General features: G+C 72.9%; 18 protein-coding genes. 10 read left to right on the top strand and 8 right to left on the bottom strand.

From position 1 onward, the window contains the following. Positions 1–2: 2 nt before the first annotated feature. Together ACA514_RS29755 and ACA514_RS29750 are read right to left on the bottom strand one after the other, a co-directional pair. Complete coding sequence (locus ACA514_RS29755) at positions 3–1,430, bottom strand: ATP-binding protein (RefSeq protein ID WP_375044566.1); 1,428 nt, start codon at positions 1,428–1,430, stop codon at positions 3–5. 124 nt (positions 1,431–1,554) lie between these two features. Further along, on the bottom strand, positions 1,555–3,744 hold the full coding sequence (locus ACA514_RS29750; RefSeq protein ID WP_375044565.1) for an acyl-CoA dehydrogenase: 2,190 nt from the start codon (positions 3,742–3,744) through the stop codon (positions 1,555–1,557). Positions 3,745–3,965: 221 nt separating this feature from the next. Between ACA514_RS29750 and ACA514_RS29745 the strand changes: the two genes are divergently transcribed. Continuing rightward, positions 3,966–4,886: an SDR family NAD(P)-dependent oxidoreductase gene (locus tag ACA514_RS29745; RefSeq protein ID WP_375044564.1), complete on the top strand. Its 921-nt coding sequence runs from the start codon at positions 3,966–3,968 to the stop codon at positions 4,884–4,886. Between the two features lie 127 nt (positions 4,887–5,013). On the opposite strand, the gene ACA514_RS29740 is transcribed toward ACA514_RS29745, so the two are convergent. The 3 genes from ACA514_RS29740 to ACA514_RS29730 are packed head-to-tail and all read right to left on the bottom strand — an operon-like array spanning position 5,014 to position 7,280. Continuing rightward, positions 5,014–5,790, bottom strand: coding sequence for an SDR family oxidoreductase (locus tag ACA514_RS29740; RefSeq protein ID WP_375044563.1), 777 nt, complete (start codon positions 5,788–5,790; stop codon positions 5,014–5,016). 32 nt (positions 5,791–5,822) lie between these two features. Continuing rightward, the gene (locus ACA514_RS29735; protein ID WP_375044562.1) at positions 5,823–6,569 is read right to left on the bottom strand and encodes an SDR family NAD(P)-dependent oxidoreductase; all 747 of its coding nucleotides are present in this window, start codon (positions 6,567–6,569) and stop codon (positions 5,823–5,825) included. Between the two features lie 60 nt (positions 6,570–6,629). Then, positions 6,630–7,280 carry a TetR family transcriptional regulator gene (locus tag ACA514_RS29730; RefSeq protein WP_375044561.1) on the bottom strand — a complete coding sequence of 217 codons (651 nt, stop codon included), beginning with the start codon at positions 7,278–7,280 and terminating at the stop codon, positions 6,630–6,632. Positions 7,281–7,448: 168 nt separating this feature from the next. Here ACA514_RS29730 and ACA514_RS29725 point away from each other — a divergent pair, with 168 nt between their 5' ends. Together ACA514_RS29725 and ACA514_RS29720 are read left to right on the top strand one after the other, a co-directional pair. After that, positions 7,449–8,975 (top strand): FAD-binding protein, encoded by a 1,527-nt coding sequence (locus tag ACA514_RS29725; protein ID WP_375044560.1) that lies wholly within the window; start codon positions 7,449–7,451, stop codon positions 8,973–8,975. Next, positions 8,972–10,132, top strand: a complete 1,161-nt coding sequence (locus ACA514_RS29720) for an alpha/beta hydrolase family protein (protein WP_375044559.1) — start codon at positions 8,972–8,974, stop codon at positions 10,130–10,132. Before ACA514_RS29725 ends, ACA514_RS29720 begins: the two co-directional genes overlap by 4 nt. A gap of 74 nt (positions 10,133–10,206) precedes the next feature. Here the strand turns inward: ACA514_RS29720 and ACA514_RS29715 are convergent, their stop codons facing one another. After that, a complete protein-coding gene (locus tag ACA514_RS29715) occupies positions 10,207–10,959 on the bottom strand; it encodes a dienelactone hydrolase family protein (RefSeq protein WP_375044558.1) in 753 nt (250 codons plus the stop codon). A gap of 178 nt (positions 10,960–11,137) precedes the next feature. Next, a complete protein-coding gene (gene hsaA / locus ACA514_RS29710; RefSeq protein ID WP_375044557.1) occupies positions 11,138–12,304 on the bottom strand; it encodes a 3-hydroxy-9,10-secoandrosta-1,3,5(10)-triene-9,17-dione monooxygenase oxygenase subunit in 1,167 nt (388 codons plus the stop codon). A 154-nt stretch (positions 12,305–12,458) separates the two neighbouring features. Here hsaA and ACA514_RS29705 point away from each other — a divergent pair, with 154 nt between their 5' ends. Genes ACA514_RS29705 through ACA514_RS29690 form a run of 4 tightly spaced genes read left to right on the top strand, consistent with a single transcriptional unit; the run spans position 12,459 to position 14,857 of the window. Next, positions 12,459–13,619 carry a Rieske 2Fe-2S domain-containing protein gene (locus tag ACA514_RS29705; RefSeq protein WP_375044556.1) on the top strand — a complete coding sequence of 387 codons (1,161 nt, stop codon included), beginning with the start codon at positions 12,459–12,461 and terminating at the stop codon, positions 13,617–13,619. After that, positions 13,616–13,858: a ferredoxin gene (locus ACA514_RS29700; protein WP_375044555.1), complete on the top strand. Its 243-nt coding sequence runs from the start codon at positions 13,616–13,618 to the stop codon at positions 13,856–13,858. The genes ACA514_RS29705 and ACA514_RS29700 overlap by 4 nt, the downstream gene beginning before the upstream one ends. After that, complete coding sequence (locus ACA514_RS29695; protein WP_375044554.1) at positions 13,851–14,072, top strand: hypothetical protein; 222 nt, start codon at positions 13,851–13,853, stop codon at positions 14,070–14,072. Before ACA514_RS29700 ends, ACA514_RS29695 begins: the two co-directional genes overlap by 8 nt. After that, a complete protein-coding gene (locus ACA514_RS29690) occupies positions 14,069–14,857 on the top strand; it encodes an SDR family NAD(P)-dependent oxidoreductase (RefSeq protein ID WP_375044553.1) in 789 nt (262 codons plus the stop codon). The genes ACA514_RS29695 and ACA514_RS29690 overlap by 4 nt, the downstream gene beginning before the upstream one ends. Before the next feature lie 18 nt (positions 14,858–14,875). Here ACA514_RS29690 and ACA514_RS29685 read toward each other — a convergent pair whose 3' ends face one another. Continuing rightward, complete coding sequence (locus ACA514_RS29685) at positions 14,876–15,307, bottom strand: MarR family winged helix-turn-helix transcriptional regulator (RefSeq protein WP_375044552.1); 432 nt, start codon at positions 15,305–15,307, stop codon at positions 14,876–14,878. A gap of 52 nt (positions 15,308–15,359) precedes the next feature. On the opposite strand from ACA514_RS29685, the gene ACA514_RS29680 reads away from it, so the two are divergent. From ACA514_RS29680 to ACA514_RS29670, 3 genes are all read left to right on the top strand, one after another. Next, the gene (locus ACA514_RS29680; protein WP_375044551.1) at positions 15,360–16,196 is read left to right on the top strand and encodes an alpha/beta fold hydrolase; all 837 of its coding nucleotides are present in this window, start codon (positions 15,360–15,362) and stop codon (positions 16,194–16,196) included. Between the two features lie 69 nt (positions 16,197–16,265). Then, on the top strand, positions 16,266–16,784 hold the full coding sequence (locus ACA514_RS29675) for an RNA polymerase sigma factor (RefSeq protein ID WP_375044550.1): 519 nt from the start codon (positions 16,266–16,268) through the stop codon (positions 16,782–16,784). After that, positions 16,781–17,653, top strand: a complete 873-nt coding sequence (locus ACA514_RS29670) for a hypothetical protein (RefSeq protein ID WP_375044549.1) — start codon at positions 16,781–16,783, stop codon at positions 17,651–17,653. The genes ACA514_RS29675 and ACA514_RS29670 overlap by 4 nt, the downstream gene beginning before the upstream one ends. The last annotated feature ends 174 nt before the right edge of the window (positions 17,654–17,827 follow it).

Below are 17,827 nucleotides of genomic sequence, written 5' to 3'. Positions count from 1 at the left end.
GATCAGGAACGCCAGGCGGCGACCACGTCCTCCGGCGTCCAGACGAGGTCGACGCCGTCGCGCTCCTGGACGCCGGACAGGGACACCACCGCGAGCCCGGCCGTGGCCGGGTCGAACCCCGGGACCTGGACGGCCGCGCGCCGCAGGCCCGCGAGGTCGTGGCCGTCGAAGGGGCCGGCGAGCCACTTGACCGACCCGGCGAACCCGATGCGGCCCGCGACGGGCGCGCGGTCGGCGCCGACCAGGTCGACCTCGGGATCGAACCGCCGGTTCCACCAGCCGCCGACCGCCTCCACCTCCGGCCAGGGCAGGTCCGCGCGTTCGAGGGCCTCCCTCACCAGCGGCTCGACGGCGCGTCCGCGCCACGATGTCCAGCGCCGCCGGACGATCCGGAAGCCCGCCTCCGGGCGGCCCCGCCGCGCCTGCTCGTGCGCCGCCCGCAGCGCCGCCAGATACAGCCGCAGGTTGCTGTCGGCGATGCGGTAGAGGGCGGGTTTGCCGGGACGCGTCGACAGCGGCTCGTCCACCGCGATGACCCGCTTCTCCTCGGTGAGGCGCCGCAGCAGGGGCGAGAGCGTCCCCGAGGGGACGGCGCCGGCGCGGCTGCCCGCGGACGCGGCGATGTTGGCGTGCGTGCGGTCGCCGAATCCCACCGCCTCGATGACGCGGCGGGAGACGTCGGGGTTGGGGAACTCGGCGAGCAGCGACGCCTCCGGGACGCCGAACAGCGCCGCCGCGGGGTCGGCGCACTCCTCCTCGATGAACTCCAGCGCGGGCGTCCCGTGCGGCCAGGTGCGGACGATCCCGGGCAGGCCGCCCGTGACCAGGTGCGCGTCGATCGCGTCCGCCGCCCCCAGCCCGAGTGCCCCGCTCAGGTCCGCCGGGTTCAGCGGACCGAGGACCATGGTGTCGGCGCGACCGTAGAACGGCCGGTCGTGGGCGGTCAGCCGCTCCATCATGTGCACGTCGCTGCCGAGCAGCAGGAGCAGCACCGGCCTGGACGACAGGAGCCGGTCCCAGCCCGTCTGCAGCGCGCCGTCGAACAGCGCGTCCTGCTCGGCCAGCCAGGGCAGCTCGTCCAGGACGAGGATGGACGGCGCGTCGGGCAGCACCGAGGCCAGCACCCGGAAGGCGTCCGGCCAGCTGCCGTTCTGCAGCGTCGGCACGAGTTCGGGGTCCGCAGGCAGCGCCGACTCCCGGACGTCCCGCAGGAAGGCGTCCACCGCCTCGATCGGCGAGGCGCCCTTGGTGGCGGTGGAGAACACGTACGGCACGCCGGCGCGGTCGCAGAACTCCTGGACGAGCCGGGACTTGCCCACCTGCCGCCGGCCGCGCAGCGCGAGCGCCGCTCCCGTCCCGGTCCTGGCGACGCGTTCGAGCCGCTTGCGCAGGACGGCGAGCTCCGCATCCCGCCCGATGAACCCCGGCAATGTAGCTCCACTCTACGTAGATTGCATCTACATAGATTAACTCAAGGGCGAGCCTGGGCTTCGAGGTCGGCGGCGGCGGCGTCCCCGCCGCAGGAGCGGCGGTCGGCCTGGAGGGCCATCGGCATCAGGCCCTCCCGGCGGGCCGCGGGTCGCGGGGCAGCCCGAGGAGCCGCTCGCCGATGATGTTGAGCTGGACGTCGGTGGTACCGCCCGCGATCGACATGTTGCGGGAGTTGAGGAACATCCAGGTCGGGTCGCCCCTGCCGCCGGCGCTCTCGCCGGTCAGCGCGTCCGGGCCGATCCAGTCGACGGCGGTCTCCCACACCTGCTGGAGGTGCTCGACGCCGATCAGCTTGCCGATGCTGGACTCGGCGCCGGGCTGCTCGCCGGCGAGGGAGCGCAGCGTGGTGCGCAGCCCGAACAGGCTGCTGGACTGGGCGTCGCAGAGGATGCCGCCGAGGGTGGTGAGCCGCTCGTCGTCGGCGTCCGCGGCGAGCTTCAGGAGTGCCTCGCCGCCGCTGCCGAGGGACGAGTCGTTGGACAGCGAGACGCGTTCGTTGGCGAGGGTGGTGCGGGCGAGCTTCCAGCCGTCGCCGGGCCGCGCGACGAGCAGGTCGTCGGGGATGAAGACGCCGTCAAGGAACACCTCGTTGAACAGGGTGTCGCCGGTCAGCTCGCGCAGCGGGCGGATGTCGATGCCGGGCGACCTCATGTCGAGCAGGAAGTACGACAGGCCTTTGTGCTTGGGGACGGACGGGTCGGTGCGGGCGAGCAGGATGCCCCAGTCGGCCTCGCGGGCCATGGAGGTCCAGACCTTCTGACCGTCGATCCGCCAGCCGCCGTCGGCCTTCTCGGCGCGGGTGGACAGCGCGGCGAGGTCGGAGCCGGCGCCGGGCTCGGAGAACAGCTGGCACCAGCGGATGTCGCCGCGCAGCGAGGCGGGCAGGAACCGCTCGTGCTGGGCGGGCGAGCCGTGCGCGATCAGCGTCGGGACGACCCAGTTGCCGATGACCATGTCGTGGGCGCGCAGGCCAGCGGCGCGCATCTCCTCGGAGATGACGAGCTGGGTGACGGCGCCGGCGCCCTTGCCCCAGGGGGCGGGCAGGTGCGGGGCGGTGTAGCCGCGGTCGGCGAGGTAGTCGGTGCGCTCCTTGCCGGTGAGGGCCTTGGCGGGGTCGAGTTCGGCGCGGATCCCGGCGCGGATCGCCTCGGCCTCGGCGGGCAGGTCGACGCTCAGTTCGCGGCGGACCCCGCCGAGGGTGAGGGACGCGACGCGGCGCCGCCACGAGGCGGTGGAGCCGAGCAGGACGCGCAGGGTCTGGGTGCGGCGCAGGTAGAGGCTCGCGTCGTGTTCCCAGGTGAAGCCGATGCCGCCGAGGGTCTGGATGCAGTCCTTGGCGGTCTGGAACGCGGCCTGGACGCTGGTGGCGCCGGCGACGGCGGCGGCGAGGGACGCCTCACCGGGGTCGGCGGCCGGGTCGTCCTGGGCGCGGGCGGCGTCCCAGGCGCAGGCGCGGGCCTGCTCGGCGTGCGCGAGCATCCGGGCGCAGCGGTGCTTGACGCCCTGGAACTGGCCGATCGGGCGGCCGAACTGCTCGCGGACCTTGGCGTATTCGGCGGCGGTGGTGGTGGCCCGGTCGGCGAGCCCGGACGACTCGGCGGCGAACAGCGTCGCGGCGAGGTCCAGCACGTCGCGCGAGTCCAGATTCACAACGGACTCGGACGGGACCGTTGTGTTCTCCAACCTGACCCTGGCCAGGCGGCGGGTGAGGTCGTGGCTGGGCAGCGCCTCGACGGTGACGGCGTCGCGCGGCAGGACGGTCCACACGGTCGCGTCGCCGTCGGCGGCCGGCAGGACGAACGCGTCGGCGAGCTGCCCGCCGAGGACCGGCGCGGAGACGCCGTCCAGCGTGATCCCGCCGCCGGCACGCGACACCGTGACACCGCCCGCTTCCAGCCCGACCGCGCCGAACGTCGCGCCCGATGCCAGCCCGGACAGCAGCGAGGAGTGCCCGGCCCGGTGCAGCACCGCGCTCGCCAGGACGGTCGGCAGGAACGGCCCGGGGGTCATCGCGCGGCCCAGTTCCTCCAGCACGACGGCCAGCTCGACCAGCCCGTATCCGGCGCCGCCCGCGTCCTCCGGCAGGTGCAGGCCGAGCAGCCCCTGCGCCGCGAGATCGGCCCAGAACGCGGGCGCCTTCTCCGTCTCGGCGTCGACGGCGGTGCGGACGGCCGCCTGCGTCACCTGCCGGGACGTGAAGGCCCGCACCGCGTCGCGCAGGTCGCGGTGCTCCTCGGTGAGCCCGATGGTCATGGGTGTCCTCGGATCCGTTCGATGATGGTGGCCGGCTCGGCGCATGGATGGGCGCGACACTAGAATTCGTTCTTGCCGACGGCAAGCGGCGTCCCACTCACCGGTCCCGCAGGCCAGGGCCTCGGGCGCGGCCCGCTCAGCGGGACGGCCGCCGCGAGCGCACTAGAATACGTACTAGCCTCCGTGTCCGGCCGAATCGCACGGACTTACCGGGAGCACCGATGAACGCTGACCTCTCCCTGGCGGGCCGCACCGCCGTCGTCACCGGCGCGGGCGCCGGGCTGGGCCGCGCCGAGGCCCTCGCGCTGGCCGCGCGGGGCGCCAACGTCGTCGTCAACGACGTGGGGCAGGCCGCCGAGAAGGTCGTCGCCGAGATCACCGAGGCGGGCGGCAGCGCGGTCGCGGTCACCGGGGACGTCGGCGACTGGTCGATGGGCGACACCCTCGTCTCCGCCGCCGTCGACACCTACGGGGCCCTGGACGTGCTGGTCAACAACGCCGGCGTGCTGCGCGACAAGATGCTGTTCAACCTGTCGGAGTCGGACTGGGACGACGTGATCCACGTCCACCTGAAGGGGCACGCGTCGGTGTCGCGCGCCGCCGCCGTGCACTGGCGGGCGGCGAGCAAGGCCGCCGGCGGCCCGGTCTACGGCCGCGTGGTCAACACCGCGTCCGAGGCCTTCCTGTTCGGCTCGCCGGGACAGCCGAACTACTCCGCGGCCAAGGCCGGCATCGTCGCGCTCACCCTGTCGACGTCCGCCGGGCTCGCCCGGTACGGCGTACGCGCCAACGCGATCTGCCCCCGCGCGCGCACGTCGATGACCGAGGCGACCTTCGGCGAGGGCACCTCCCCCGGCGGCCTGGACGCGATGGCGCCCGAGCGCGTCGGCACGTTCGTCGGCTACCTCGCCTCGCCCGCCGCCGAGAAGATCAGCGGCCAGGTGTTCGTCGTGTACGGCGACATGGTCGCGCTGATGGCCGCACCGACCGTCGAGCAGAAGTTCACCGCGGCGGACGGCGTGTTCTCCGTCGAGGAGTTCGGCGCGCAGCTCACCCCGTACTTCGAGGACCGCGACCCGCACCGGACCTACGCCGCCTACAGCGTCGCCAAGCTGGACGACACCGGCACCAACGTCCGCTGACCGAACGTCCGCTGACCGGACGTCCGCCGACCGGACGTCCGCCGACCGGACGTCCGCCGACCGAACGTCCGAAGGCCGCCCCCGGCGCGGAGGGCGGCCTTCGGTCTTTCCCGCTCAGAGCACCGGGTCAGAAGACGGACGGGCCGCGCAGGGTGGCTTCAGCGCCGCCGTCGACGTAGACGACCTGGCCCGCCATGTGGGAGTTCGCGGGCGACACCAGCCAGGCGAGCGCCTCGGCGATCACGATCGCGTCCGCGTAGCCGTTCAGCGGCATCGGCAAGGCCTCGTTCATGATCTTGAACATCTTCGCGTCCTCGAACAGCGGCGCGCTCATCGGCGTCCGGACGACGCCGGGCGCGATCGCGTTCAGCGGGATCCCGGCGCCCGCCCACTCGGGCGTGACCGACACGCGCCGCAGCCACTGCGCGAGCGCCGACTTCGACGACGGGTAGAGCCGGTTGCCCTGCCCGGTCTCCAGGACGCGGTCCGCCGCCGCGAGCGCGGCCGGCTCGTCGCCGTCCAGGCAGGCGCGCAGCACCGCCTCGTCCAGCGGCTGCGTGCCGGAGATCGACCCGACGGCGGCGGCGCGCGGCGCCCGGGCCTCGGCCAGCGCGGGCCGCAGGCCGTCCAGCAGCGCGACCGCGCCGAAGTAGTTGACCTGCACGGTCAGCGGCGTCGGCCCGGTCACGCCGGCGCAGGCCACGGCGCCGTCCAGCGTGCCGCCGGACCGTTCCAGCACCTCCGCGACCGCCTGCATGCGGCCCTCGGCCGTGCTCAGGTCGGCGCAGACCTCGGCGTCGCGCAGATCGACGCCGACGACGTCGTCGCCCTGCTCGCGCAGCAGCTCCGCCAGCGTCTTCCCGATGCCGGAGGCCGACCCGCTCACGGCGATGGTGCGTCCCATGTACGACTTCCCTTCGAATGTCCCGGACGGCGCTACAGGTGCGAGCCGCCGTCGACGCGCAGCTCGGCACCGGTCAGGTAGCCGGCGTCGGACGACCCGGCGAACGCGATGACGGACGCGATCTGCTCCGGATCGGCGACCCCGAACGGTGACACGACCCGCGCGAAGTAGCTGAGGTCGATCCCCTTGGGGAACATGTCCGCCCTGGTCAGCGGGGTGTCGACGGTTCCGGGGGAGATCGGCACGACGCGGATGCGGCGGGCGGTCAGCTCGGCCGCCAGGCTCAGCGAGAACGACAGCACCGCGCCCTTGGACGCCGAGTAGGCCGTCATGTACGGGTTGCCCTGCGTCGCCGACAGCGACGCGGTGTTGACGATGACGCCGGTGCCGTCCGGGAGGTGCCGGAGCGCCTCCCGGCAGAACAGCGCGGTGCCGACCAGGTTGACGTTGAAGATCCACATCAGGTCCGCGACCGACAGCGTCCCGATGGGCGTGGTCTTGTGCACGCCCGCGACGTTGACCAGGACGTCGATGCCGCCCAGCGTCTCCGCCGCGCCGTCCACGGCGGCGATCACGGCGGGCTCGTCGGTGACGTCCGCGACCCGCGTGGTGATCGTCCCGGGGCCGGTGGCGCCGGCGGCGGTCTCGGCGAGGCCGTCCTCGGACAGGTCCACCGCGCAGACCGCGGCGCCCTCGGCGGCGAGCCGGTGCGCGGTCGCCCGCCCGATCCCCGACGCGGCCCCGGTGAGCAGGACCTTCACGCCGTCATAGCGATTCATGCGGGAACGCTAACCGCGCGCCCGGATCCCCGCCGGAATGATCCCGATGAACGGGAGCGTCTACTCGGACGCGTTCTGCGGAGCGTTCCGTGCGGCGTTCTGAGGGGCGTTGGAGCGCGGCGCGAGCAGCAGCTTGCAGGCGAGCCGGATGTCGCTCTCCACGTCCGCCATCGACGCCCGCCCGTTCAGGCTCGACTGCAGCACGCCGTACCAGCACTGCATCAGCAGCCGGACGAGCGTGACGTCCTTCGCCGTCGGTACCTCGATGCCCACGGCCCGCAACAGGATCTCGCGGAAGGTGTTGTCGATGTGGACGGTGTCGGCGACCGTCGCGACGTGCGCGGTGTTGGACGCGTGCAGCATCGACGTCGACAGCACCGGCTGCGCCATCAGGTACCGGCTGGCCTGCACCAGCATGTCGGCGACCGCGTCCTCGGGGGCGGCGCCCGGCTGCGGCTCGGTGACCTGCTCGCGGAGCCGGTCGACCTGCGCCGCCATCACCGCGGTGAACAGGTGGACCTTGGACGGGAAGTACCGGTAGAGGGTCCCGATCGCCACCCCGGCGGCCTTCGCGACCTCGTGCATCTGGACGCGCTCGAGGGTCTTCTCCGCGCCGATGCGCGCCGCGGCGCGGAGGATGCGCTGGCGGCGGTCGTGCTGGTCGGGTGAGTTCGGCTCGGCGGACAGCCTCGCCGACGCGATCCTCGCCACGGTCCTCCCCCAACGGGTCCATTCCTGTGCTGACAAGGAAGAATATCCGGCCCCCCGGCACGTCTCGCGATCGTCGATACCGGTCAGTGGGACGGGGCGTCCCGGCGCGCCGCGGCCCCGCTTACGTTGACCGCGCGCCAGGACCCGAGGGCTCGGAGGGGACGTCACATGGGAAAAGCCGGGGAATCGTGGGACGACGAGTACGACATCGTGGTGGCCGGCTCCGGTGCCGGCGCGATGGCGGGCGCGCTGGCCGCGGCCTCCGCCGGCCTGCGGACGGCCGTCCTGGAGAAGACGGGCGTGCTCGGCGGGACGTCCGCCTACTCGGGGTCGGCGATCTGGCTGCCCGGGACGCGGGTGCAGGAACGCGCCGGGATCGGCGACTCGACCGAAGGGGCGCGCGCCTACCTGCGGGCGCTGATCGGCGACGGCAACGCCGCGCACCGCGAGGCGTTTCTGGAAACGGCGCCCGAGCTGGTGGAGTTCCTGGAGAAGGACCCGGCGATCGAGTTCGAGTTCCAGGCGTTCCCCGACTACTACGACGCGCCGGGACGCCTGGCCATGGGCCGGTCGTTCGTCCCGCTGCCGCTGCCCGCCGAACGGCTCGGTGATCTCGCCGGGCTCGTCCGCCCGCCGGTCGACCGCGACCGCGCCGGGCGCGGCCACTCCGCGTCCAGGCCGCTGGTGCAGGGCCGGGCGCTGATCGGCCGGCTGCTGCTGGCGATCACCGCGACCGGCAACGGCGCCGTCCGCACCCGGACGGCGCTGACCGGCCTGCTCACGGAGAACGGGCAGGTCACCGGGGTGACGGCGGCGACAGCGAGCGGCCCCGTCCGGCTGCGCGCCCGGCGCGGCGTGCTGCTCGCCGCCGGGGGCTTCGAGTCGTCGGCGGCGCTGCGCCAGGAGCGCGGCGTGCCCGGCGCCGCCGGCTGGACGATGGCCCCGGACGGCGCCAACACCGGCGACGCGATCACCGCCGCCACCGCGGTCGGCGCGTCCACCGGGCTGCTGGACCAGGCCTGGTTCTGCCCCGGCGTCCTCACCCCGGACGGCCTGCCCGCGTTCACGCTCGGCCTCCGCGGCGGCCTCATCGTGGACGGCTCGGGCCGCCGCTTCGCCAACGAGTCGCTGCCCTACGACCAGATGGGCCGGCGCCTCGCGGCGGCCGACGGCCCCTTCCACCTGGTGTTCGACGCCCGCTCCGAGGGCCTGCCCGCGATCTCCGTCCCGCCGGTGAGGTTGGCGGAGCAGGTGGCGTCGGGCACCTGGATCCAGGCCGGCACGCTGGAGGAGCTGGCCGCGAGGACCGGCCTTCCCGCCGCCGCCCTCACCGCCACCGTGGAACGGTTCAACGGCTTCGCCGAGAAGGGCGTCGACGAGGACTTCCACCGTGGCGAGGACCCCTACGACCTGTTCTTCTCCGGCGGCAGGTCCTGCCTCGCCGCCGTCGCCGAGCCGCCCTTCTACGCGGCGGAGATCGTCCTGAGCGACCTCGGGACGAAGGGCGGGCTGCGCACCGACCCCGACGGCCGCGTCCTGGACACCGCCGGCGGCCCCATCCCCGGCCTCTACGCCGCGGGCAACACCAGTGCCTCGTTCACCGGCCCCGTCTACCCCGGGCCCGGCATCCCGATCGGATCGGCGATGGCCTTCGCCTACCGCGCCGTCCAGGACATGAGAAGGAGCAACACGTGAGATTCGCCAGGGGACGCGCGGCCGGGATCGCCGCCGTCACCGCCGCCGGGCTCGCCGTCACGGCGGTCCCCGCCCACGCCGGCGCGGGGCACCGGGGAAGCCTGCTGAGCAGCAGGCCGCTGCACACCACGGCGGCGCTGCCGTCCGCCTCGGTCACCCGCTCGATCAGCTACGTCTCCGAGGGCGTCGGCGGCAGGCGGATCACGGTGACGGGCACCGTCGCCGTGCCGAGGGGCAGGGCCCCGCGCGGCGGCTGGCCCGTGATCAGCTGGGCGCACGGCACGACCGGCAACGCCGACGTCTGCGCCCCGTCCCGCGACACCGCCACCGGCCCCGCCCACGACTACCTGTCGATCACCGAGGGGTACCTGGACAAGTGGGTCGCGCGCGGCTTCGCCGTCGTCCAGACCGACTACGAGGGCATGGGCACGCCGGGCGGGCACCCGTACATGAACGGCGCGAGCGAGGCGAACACCGTCCTCGACATCGTCCGCGCCGCGCGCCGCCTCGACCCCCACATCGGGCGGAACTGGTACGTGGCGGGCCACAGCCAGGGCGGCCAGGCGACGCTGTTCACGGCCGCCGCCGCGAAGGCCCGCGACGTCCGGCTGAAGGGAGCCGTGTCGATCGCGCCCGGCTCGCACATGGCGGAGACCGCGCAGTACGTCCAGGCTCAGTACCCGGGCGCGGAGGCGGCGCTGCCGTTCCTGTTCGTGCTGCTCAACGGCGCGAAGGCGGCGAACCCGTCGTTCCACCCGGAGGACCTGCTGACGACGGCCGCCGCGAAGGTGCTCGCGGCCGGGCAGAAGGACGCGTGCCTCGCCCAGCTCCGCGACGCGGGCGCGTCGATCCCGCTGGACCAGGTCTTCCGGCCGGGCGCCGACCTGACCGCGTTCGAGAACTACTTCGACTCGCAGGAGGCCGCCGGCCTCGGCCTGGGCGTCCCCACCTTCGTCGCCCAGGGGTCCGCCGACACCTCGGTGTCCCCCGCCGCGACGACGGCGCTCGTCGCCGACCTGTGCAAGCGGTACCCGGACATCTCCTACCGCGAGTACCAGGGCGCCGACCACCGCGCCAGCATCGGCGCGTCCTTCGGCGACGCCCTGAGCTTCGTCCAGGCCGTGCAGTCCGGCCGCACGCCCAGCGGAACCTGCTGACCGGGCCCCGTTCACTTGTGGCGGGTCGCCCTTGCCAGCCTCCGGATAAGAGCGACCCGCCACGACTCGACGACCTAACTCCAGGTGCCGAAATGGCGCGCGAAGAAGAGAACGGCGTTGTCCGCCTCGAACCTGGGGAGTTCCTTGTGCGCGCCCGCATTGGCGTGCAGCGTCTTCTCCTTCGACGCGAAGGCGTCGAACAGCGCGAGACCGGATTCCCGCGGGATGTGCTCGTCGTCCCACTGGAGATCGAACTCGATCGGAATGGCGATCCGCCGCGCCGCGTCGGCCAGCGCGTCGGGCCAGTGCAGGCCGAAGACGGCGGCGGAGATCCTGGGGTCGGCCGCCACGAACGGGACGCCGATCGCGGTGCCCATGTTCAGCCCGAAGAAGCCGACCGGCCCTTCGGTGCCGATCTCGGGCAGTTCCTGGAGGGCGTCGAGGGTCGCGCGGTACTCCGGGACGGCCCGCTCCGCGAGGTGGGCGTTGTACCGGACGACGATCGGCCCTTCCGGCTCGCCCGCCGCCCTCGCCCGGAACAGCTCGGCGATCTCCTGCTCGTCGTGCGGCGTGCGGGGACGGTCGCCGTGCCCGGGGGCGTCGATGACGGCGACGTGGAAGCCGCAGCCGGTGACGAGGCGGTGCGCGCGGCCCGACATCGCCGGCGACTTCTTGTGGTTGCCGCCGCCGTGGGCCATCAGGATCAGGGGCCTACGATCGGCGCCGGATTCGGGCGACCAGAGAACGCCGGGAAGCCCGCCCACGGTGAAGTCGCGTTCGCGGACGCCGTTCACGGCGGTGTCGGCGGTGAAGTGCAGAGAATGCATGGTGGTGCCTTTCGGGAGTGCCTTGTTCGGGCGCTCCCGGCGACACCTATGTCAGCCGCACGACCGTGGCGAAAGGGGGAGCACCCACCTCGTTACTGCGTTCATGGGTCTCACCTCCTCGCGGTCCTTCACGATCTCGTGGAACCTACCAGGCGGACGTCGTCACGCCCAACCCTTTTCAGACGAGGTTGTCCTCCACCGCGAGGCCGAACTCCCCGCGCCCGTACATCGACAGCGCGTGCTCGACGTCGTTCGCCACGTGCACGCTGCCCGCGTGCGCGTCCCGCCAGGCGCGCTCGATCACGTTCCCGCGGTGCAGCGAGTTGCCGCCCGCCGTCTTGAACAGGATGTCGATCGCCTCGATGGCCCGCTCGGTGCCGCGCACCTGGTCCCGGCGCGCGCGCAGCCGCAGCTCCATCGGGATCTTCTCGTTGCGGACCGCGTACTCGTAGATCTCCCGGACGTTCCGGTCGGTCTGCAGGATCGCCGCGTCGATCTCCGACGCCGCCCGTGCCACCGCGACCTGCGCGAACTGGTCCTCGACGAACCGTCCGCCGCCGAGGCTCAGCCGGATCCGGTCGCGCATCCGCGCCACGTACAGGTCGTGGCAGCCCGCCGCCATCCCGATCACGCTGGCCGCGACCGTCGTGGTGAAGATCGTGCCGAACGGCAGCCGGTACAGCGGGCCGGTGTTGACCTTGCGGCCCGCGGTGCGCAGCTGCGCCTGGTCGAAGTTGCGCATCGCGCGGTGCTCCGGCACGAACGCCTTCTCCACCACGATGTCGTCGCTGGCGGTGCCGCGCAGGCCCATCGAGTTCCACACCCGGCGGATCTCGTAGTCCCGCTTCGGGACGAGCACCGTCATGAAGTCGACCGGGCGGCCCTCCGCGCCGACGACGAGGCCGCCGAGCAGCGCCCAGTCCGCGAACTCGCAGCCGGACGAGAACGCCCACCGGCCCGACACCTCGAACCCGCCGTCGACGGGGGTGAGCCGGCCGATCGGCGCGTACGACGAGGCGGCCAGGACGTCCGGTCCCGGCTCCCACACCTCGCGCTGCGCCTCGTCCGGGAACAGCCCGAGATGCCAGGAGTGGACGCCGAGCACGGCCGTCACCCAGCCGGTCGACCCGCACGCGCCCGACACCGCCCGGACCACCTCGTAGAACGCGACCGGGTCGTCCTCCGCGCCGCCGTACCGGGCCGGCTGCAGCATCCGGAACACCCCGGCGGCGGTCAGCTCCTTGATCGTCTCGGCCGGGATGCGGCCCTTGTCGTCCACGGCCCGGGCCCGTTCGGCGATCTCCGGCAGCAGCCCGCGCACGGCCTCCAGGACCTCGTTGCTCATCCCCGCTCCTCGTTCCCGTCTTCCCTCGTCCGGCCCTCGCAGGACACCATGTCGGGGTGCCGCCGCGCGGACGCGCGTCCCGGCCACCGAGACTGCCGGGACCGGACGGCGGGGCGCGACCTAACGTTCGAATCACCCGTCCATCGCCGAAGGGATGATCCACGTGACCGCAACCGAGCCGGACGCCGTCCGCAAGATCGAGGCGGAGGCCGTCTCCTCCCGTTTCGCCCGGGGATGGCACTGCCTCGGGCTGGCCGAGAAGTTCAAGGACGGCAAGCCCCACACGGTCAACGCGTTCGGGGGGAAACTCGTCGTCTTCACCGGCGCGGACGGCAAGACGAACGTGCTGGACGGCTACTGCCGGCACATGGGCGGCGACCTGTCCGACGGCACCGTCAAGGGCAACGAGATCGCCTGCCCGTTCCACGACTGGCGCTGGGGCGGGGACGGCCGCTGCAAGAAGATCCCGTACTCGCGCCGCGTCCCGCTGCGCGCCCGCACCGCCGCGTGGCCGACGATGGAGCAGGACAAGCTGCTGTTCGTCTGGAACGACCCGGAGGGCAAGCAGCCGCCGGCGGACGTGACGATCCCGGTGATCGAGGGCGCCACCCGCGACGACTGGACGGACTGGCGCTGGACCGAGCAGGTCGTCCACACCAACTGCCGCGAGATCATCGACAACGTCGTCGACATGGCGCACTTCTTCTACATCCACAACTCGTTCCCGACGTACTTCAAGAACATCTTCGAGGGGCCCGTCGCGACGCAGATCATGAAGGGCAAGAGCCGGCCGGACGCGCGCCGCGAGGGCAGCGGGAGCGGCGGGCCGCGGATGCTCGGCAACTCCTCCGTCGCGTCCTACCACGGCCCGTCCTTCATGATCGACGAGCTCACGTACCACTACGAGGGCTACGACCTGAACTCGGTGCTGATCAACTGCCACTACCCGATCGACGAGCACTCGTTCGCGCTGCACTCGGGGATCATCGTCCAGCACAGCGACAAGCTGCCGCCGGAGGTCGCCGAGGCCACCGCGGAGAAGCTGTCCAGCTTCATCCTCACCGGGTTCGAGCAGGACGTCGCGATCTGGAAGCGCAAGGCCCGCATCGACAACCCGCTGCTGTGCGAGGAGGACGGGCCCGTCTACCAGCTGCGCCGCTGGTACCAGCAGTTCTACGTGGACGCCGCCGACGTGCGGCCGGAGATGACCGACCGGTTCGAGTTCGAGATCGACACGACCCGTCCCGTCGAGTCGTGGGAGAAGGAGGTCGAGGAGAACCTGGCCCGCCGCGCGGCCGAAGGGGCCTCGGCGTGACGATCCGCCAGGACGACCGGCTCGTGGACGGGCCGCTGCTGCCCGTCCGCTGCCGACGCTGCGCCGCCGAGGTGCTGGTGCGCAAGTCGAGCTGGGAGCAGACGAGCATCCAGTGGACGGCCGAGGCCCGGGCCGCGTGCCCGGAGCTCGCCGCGGACCCGCACGAGACGTGCCCGGCGCTGCGCTCGGCGATCCAGGAGGCCGCGCTGACCGGCGCGATCCGGGTGATCGATGAGTGACGCCGCGCACGCTGACCCGGACGGCCGCCCGCGAATGGGCGCCGGCCGGCGTCGTCGTCGACGCCATCTGCCCGGGCGCGAAGAGCGTGCGCCGGTCGCGGTGTTCCTGGCCTCCGACGGCGCCCGCTACCTGACCGGAAACACCCTGTTCGTGGCCGGCGGCTCGCCTGTCAACGGCGTCGCCTGGACGCCGGACCTGGACGGAGAACAATGATCGACCGCTACGGCCGGTGGGCCGTCATCGCCGGCGGCTCCGAGGGCGTCGGCTCCGCCTTCGCCCACCGGCTGGCCGACGCGGGACTGAACCTCGTGCTGATCGCCCGCAAGCCCGGACCCCTCGCGCGCACCGCCGAGGAGGTCCGCGCGAAGGGCGTGGAGGTCCGCACCATCGAGCTGGACCTCGTCGCCCCCGAGCCGCTCAAGAGGATCCGCGAGGTGACGGACGGCCTGGAGGTCGGGCTCCTAGTCTTCAACGCGGGCGCCAACAGCTACGGCCACGAGTTCGCGTCCGGCGACCTGGCCCGCTTCCAGGGCGTCATCGACCTGAACATCACCGCGCAGCTGGCGCTGACGCAGCACTTCGGCGCGCTGATGAAGGAGCGCGGGCGCGGCGGGATCCTGCTGGTCGGCTCGCTCGCCGGCTACATGGGGCAGCCGCAGATCAGCATCTACGCCGCGGTGAAGGCGTTCGGCCGCGTCTTCGCCGAGGGGCTGTGGCTCGAACTGCGCGAGTACGGCGTGGACGTGCTGGAACTCGTCCTCGGCGTCACCCGCACCCCGGCGATGGAACGCGCCGGCCTCAACATGGACATCCCGGGCCTCAACGTCGCCGAGCCGGACGACATCGCCCGCGAGGGGCTGGAGCACCTTTCCGACGGCCCGGTCTGGGTCGCGGGCGGCAACTACAGGGCCGCCCGGAAACGGGCCGGCTTTCCCCGCAACGAGCTGGTCGCGGGCGCGCACGAGGCGATGAAGCGGATGCTCCCGAAGCCGTCCTGACCTTCCCTTCCCGGGCGGTCACGTGCCTTCGACGTGCGACTCGTAGAGCCGCCTCAGCAGCCGGTTGAGCTGGGCACGCTCCGTTCCGTCGAGGGGGCGCAGGAAGGCGTCCTGCTCCCCGGCGGCCGCCTCGGCGATCGCCTTGACGAGGGTTCTCCCCTGCTCCGTGAGCGCCACGGTGCGGCGGCGCTTGTCCGCTTCGTCCGGACGTCTCTCCACGAGCCCCCGCCCGGCCAGCGAATCGAGCACCGCGACGAGGTTGCGGGCGTCCACGGCGACGAGCCCGGCGAGCCGCCGCTGCCCCTGCGGGCCGTGCTCGTCGAGCGTGACGAGAACCGCGTACTGGCCCTGCGTCAGGTCGTGGGCGGCGAGGAACGCCGTCCACGACCGCGCCGCCAGCGACCCCATCCGGGCCAGCAGGAACCCGGTTCCCCGCTCGTAGGCGTGCACGGCGCCAGCCTAGTTGTTAGACATACATCATGTGCTTTGATAGACATGGTTCATGTCAATCCGCCATGCCCGCGTCCCGGCCGGTGCCCATTCCCTGCACATCGCCGAGTCCGGCGACCCGGCGGGCCGTCCGTTCCTGTTCCTGCACGGCTGGCCCGAGTCATGGCGGACGTGGACGGGCGTCATGGAGGCCGCGCCGTCCGGCGCCCGCCTGATCGCGATCGACCTGCCCGGAATCGGCGCGTCCACCGGGCCCTCCACCGGCGGCTCGAAACTCGAACTCGCGTCGCTCGTCCACGGCCTCGTGGAACGTCTCGAACTCGCCGACCTCACGCTCGTCGGCCACGACGCCGGAGGCATGGTCGCCTACGCCCACCTGCGGCGGTACGACACCGCACGGGTCGTCATCATGAACACGGTCGTCCCCGGTGTGGCCCCGTGGGACGACGTCCTGCGGGACCCCTACGTCTGGCACTTCGGCCTGCACGCCGTCCCGTCGCTGCCGGAGACGCTCGTCCGGGGCCGCGAGCGCGAGTACTTCGACTACTTCTACGCGGTGCTGTCCGTCGATCCGTCACGGATCACGCCGGAATCCCGGGCCGCGCACGCCGCCGCGTACACCGGCACCTCGCTCACCGCCGGCTTCGACCTCTACCGCGCGTTCGCCCAGGACGAGAAGGACAACGCGGCCTTCACCGACCCCACCTCGACCCCGCTCCTCTACCTTCGCGGCGACGGCGAGGGCAGCGACATCGACGCTTACGCACAGGGCTTCCGCGACGCGGGCGTCCGCGACGTCACGACGGCGACCGTCCAGGACGCCGGGCACTTCGCCCAAGAGGAGCAGCCGGCACAGGTGTGGTCCCGCATCGCATCCTTCGCCGGGTGAAAGATCCGGGGATCCCGCGACATGTGAAGGACGACCGCCGAGGAGGCCACATGCGGAGGATCCCCGCCGATGGATAAAGAGGAGTTCGCGGCCGTCTACGCCACGACCTACAGAGGGCTGCTCGGCTACGCGCTGCGGCGCTGCGACACCCCCGATGACGCGGCGGACGTCGTCGCCGAGACCTTCACGATCGCCTGGCGGCGCGCCGCCGACATCCCCGCCGGCGACGGCGCCCGGCTGTGGCTGTACGGGGTGGCGCGCCGCGTCCTCGCCAACCACCGGCGCGGCGTCCAGCGCCACGCGCACAAGACGGCGGCGCTGCGCGCCGAACTCTCCGCGCCCGCCCACGACGACTCCCCCGTGGCCGAGGTGTTCCGCACCCTCCCCGACCGCGACCGCGAACTGCTCACCCTCGTCGCGTGGGAGGGCCTGACCGTCCCCGAGATCGCCGCGGTGCTCGGCTGCTCCCGCAACGCCGCGAGCATCCGCCTCCACCGAGCCCGCAAACGCTTCGCGCGCGCTCTGCAGGCCGCCGGAATCGACCAACCGGGGCCGGGCAGGCCCGTCCTGAGGAGCGAGCTGGCATGACCTACCCGATGGACGACGTCGTGGCGTCCCTGAACCCCGTCCGCGACGACGACATCCCCGCGTCGGACGAAGCGGCCCGCACCCTCCTGAACGCCATCACCACGGACACGCCGCCGGCCCGGCGCCGCCGCTTCCGTCTCGCCGCGTTGGCGGCCACAGCCGTCGCCGCCGCAACCACCACGCTCATTGTCCTGTCCGGCCACGATTCCGGCCCGCTCCGCAGCTACGCCAACGCCGCCGTGCAGATCGACGTCACGGGCAAGGACGCCTACGAGGTCGAGGTCAAGGACGCCTACGCCGACCAGCGCGAGTTCCGCGAGGCGTTCGCGAAGTTCGGGCTGGACGTCCGGCTGAGCATCGTGCCGGTGTCCCCGGGCGAGGAGCGCCGGCTCATCCGCATCGGCCCGCTGCACGCCTCCGACGGAGACCTGCCGCCGGGCGGCGTGACCGGCACGTCCGACACCGACCTGGCATGCCCGCCCGACCGGGGCGCCTGCCCGCTGAGGGTCAGGCTCGGCGGCCCGATGTTCCACCTGGAGGGCGCCGACGTCGTCCTCGGCCGCAAGGCCCGCCCCGGCGAGCTCTACCAGGACGCCACCCCCGAGCCCGGCGACCGCCCGAAAAGCCTGCACCTCACCGGCCGCACCGTCGACCAGGCCCTCGCCGACCTCGACCGCCGCAGCCTGACCTGGGCGTTCTCCCTCGGCCAGTTCAAGCCGGACGGCTCGGGCGGCAGCTGGAACGCCCCGGCGAACTGGCGCCCCGCCGGCGACCGCCGGATCACCGGCGCCTGGATGCGCAGCTCCAACTCGCTCGGCCTCCTCGTCACCCCGCAGAAGGGCGACCCGGAACCCGACCCGAACAACTGACGCCCGCTTCACCACGTCGCCGGAAACATGCGGCGCCTGAGCAGGCGGCCAACCCGCTCAGACGCCGCATTGACGTCACCGCACGGGAACAAGACGCGACTCCGCCCCCGCCGCACCTCGCAGTATCCCCACCCATTACCGGGCAGAGCGCGCACGCCGACAACGACGCCCACG

This window comes from Actinomadura sp. NTSP31, from assembly GCF_041951385.1.
GTDB classification, from domain to species: Bacteria; Actinomycetota; Actinomycetes; order Streptosporangiales; family Streptosporangiaceae; genus Spirillospora; species Spirillospora napierensis.
This window is presented reverse-complemented; position numbering and strand designations above follow the sequence as displayed.

Coding starts and splice junctions, on each gene's coding strand:
- ACA514_RS29695 (WP_375044554.1), top strand. CDS start 13,851: ATGAGTGACGCCGCGCACGCTGACCCGGACGGCCGCCCGCGAATGGGC.
- ACA514_RS29740 (WP_375044563.1), bottom strand. CDS start 5,790: ATGGGACGCACCATCGCCGTGAGCGGGTCGGCCTCCGGCATCGGGAAG.
- ACA514_RS29715 (WP_375044558.1), bottom strand. CDS start 10,959: ATGCATTCTCTGCACTTCACCGCCGACACCGCCGTGAACGGCGTCCGC.
- ACA514_RS29735 (WP_375044562.1), bottom strand. CDS start 6,569: ATGAATCGCTATGACGGCGTGAAGGTCCTGCTCACCGGGGCCGCGTCG.
- ACA514_RS29725 (WP_375044560.1), top strand. CDS start 7,449: ATGGGAAAAGCCGGGGAATCGTGGGACGACGAGTACGACATCGTGGTG.
- ACA514_RS29690 (WP_375044553.1), top strand. CDS start 14,069: ATGATCGACCGCTACGGCCGGTGGGCCGTCATCGCCGGCGGCTCCGAG.
- ACA514_RS29750 (WP_375044565.1), bottom strand. CDS start 3,744: ATGACCATCGGGCTCACCGAGGAGCACCGCGACCTGCGCGACGCGGTG.
- ACA514_RS29670 (WP_375044549.1), top strand. CDS start 16,781: ATGACCTACCCGATGGACGACGTCGTGGCGTCCCTGAACCCCGTCCGC.
- hsaA (WP_375044557.1), bottom strand. CDS start 12,304: ATGAGCAACGAGGTCCTGGAGGCCGTGCGCGGGCTGCTGCCGGAGATC.
- ACA514_RS29675 (WP_375044550.1), top strand. CDS start 16,266: ATGGATAAAGAGGAGTTCGCGGCCGTCTACGCCACGACCTACAGAGGG.
- ACA514_RS29705 (WP_375044556.1), top strand. CDS start 12,459: ATGATCCACGTGACCGCAACCGAGCCGGACGCCGTCCGCAAGATCGAG.
- ACA514_RS29680 (WP_375044551.1), top strand. CDS start 15,360: ATGTCAATCCGCCATGCCCGCGTCCCGGCCGGTGCCCATTCCCTGCAC.
- ACA514_RS29745 (WP_375044564.1), top strand. CDS start 3,966: ATGAACGCTGACCTCTCCCTGGCGGGCCGCACCGCCGTCGTCACCGGC.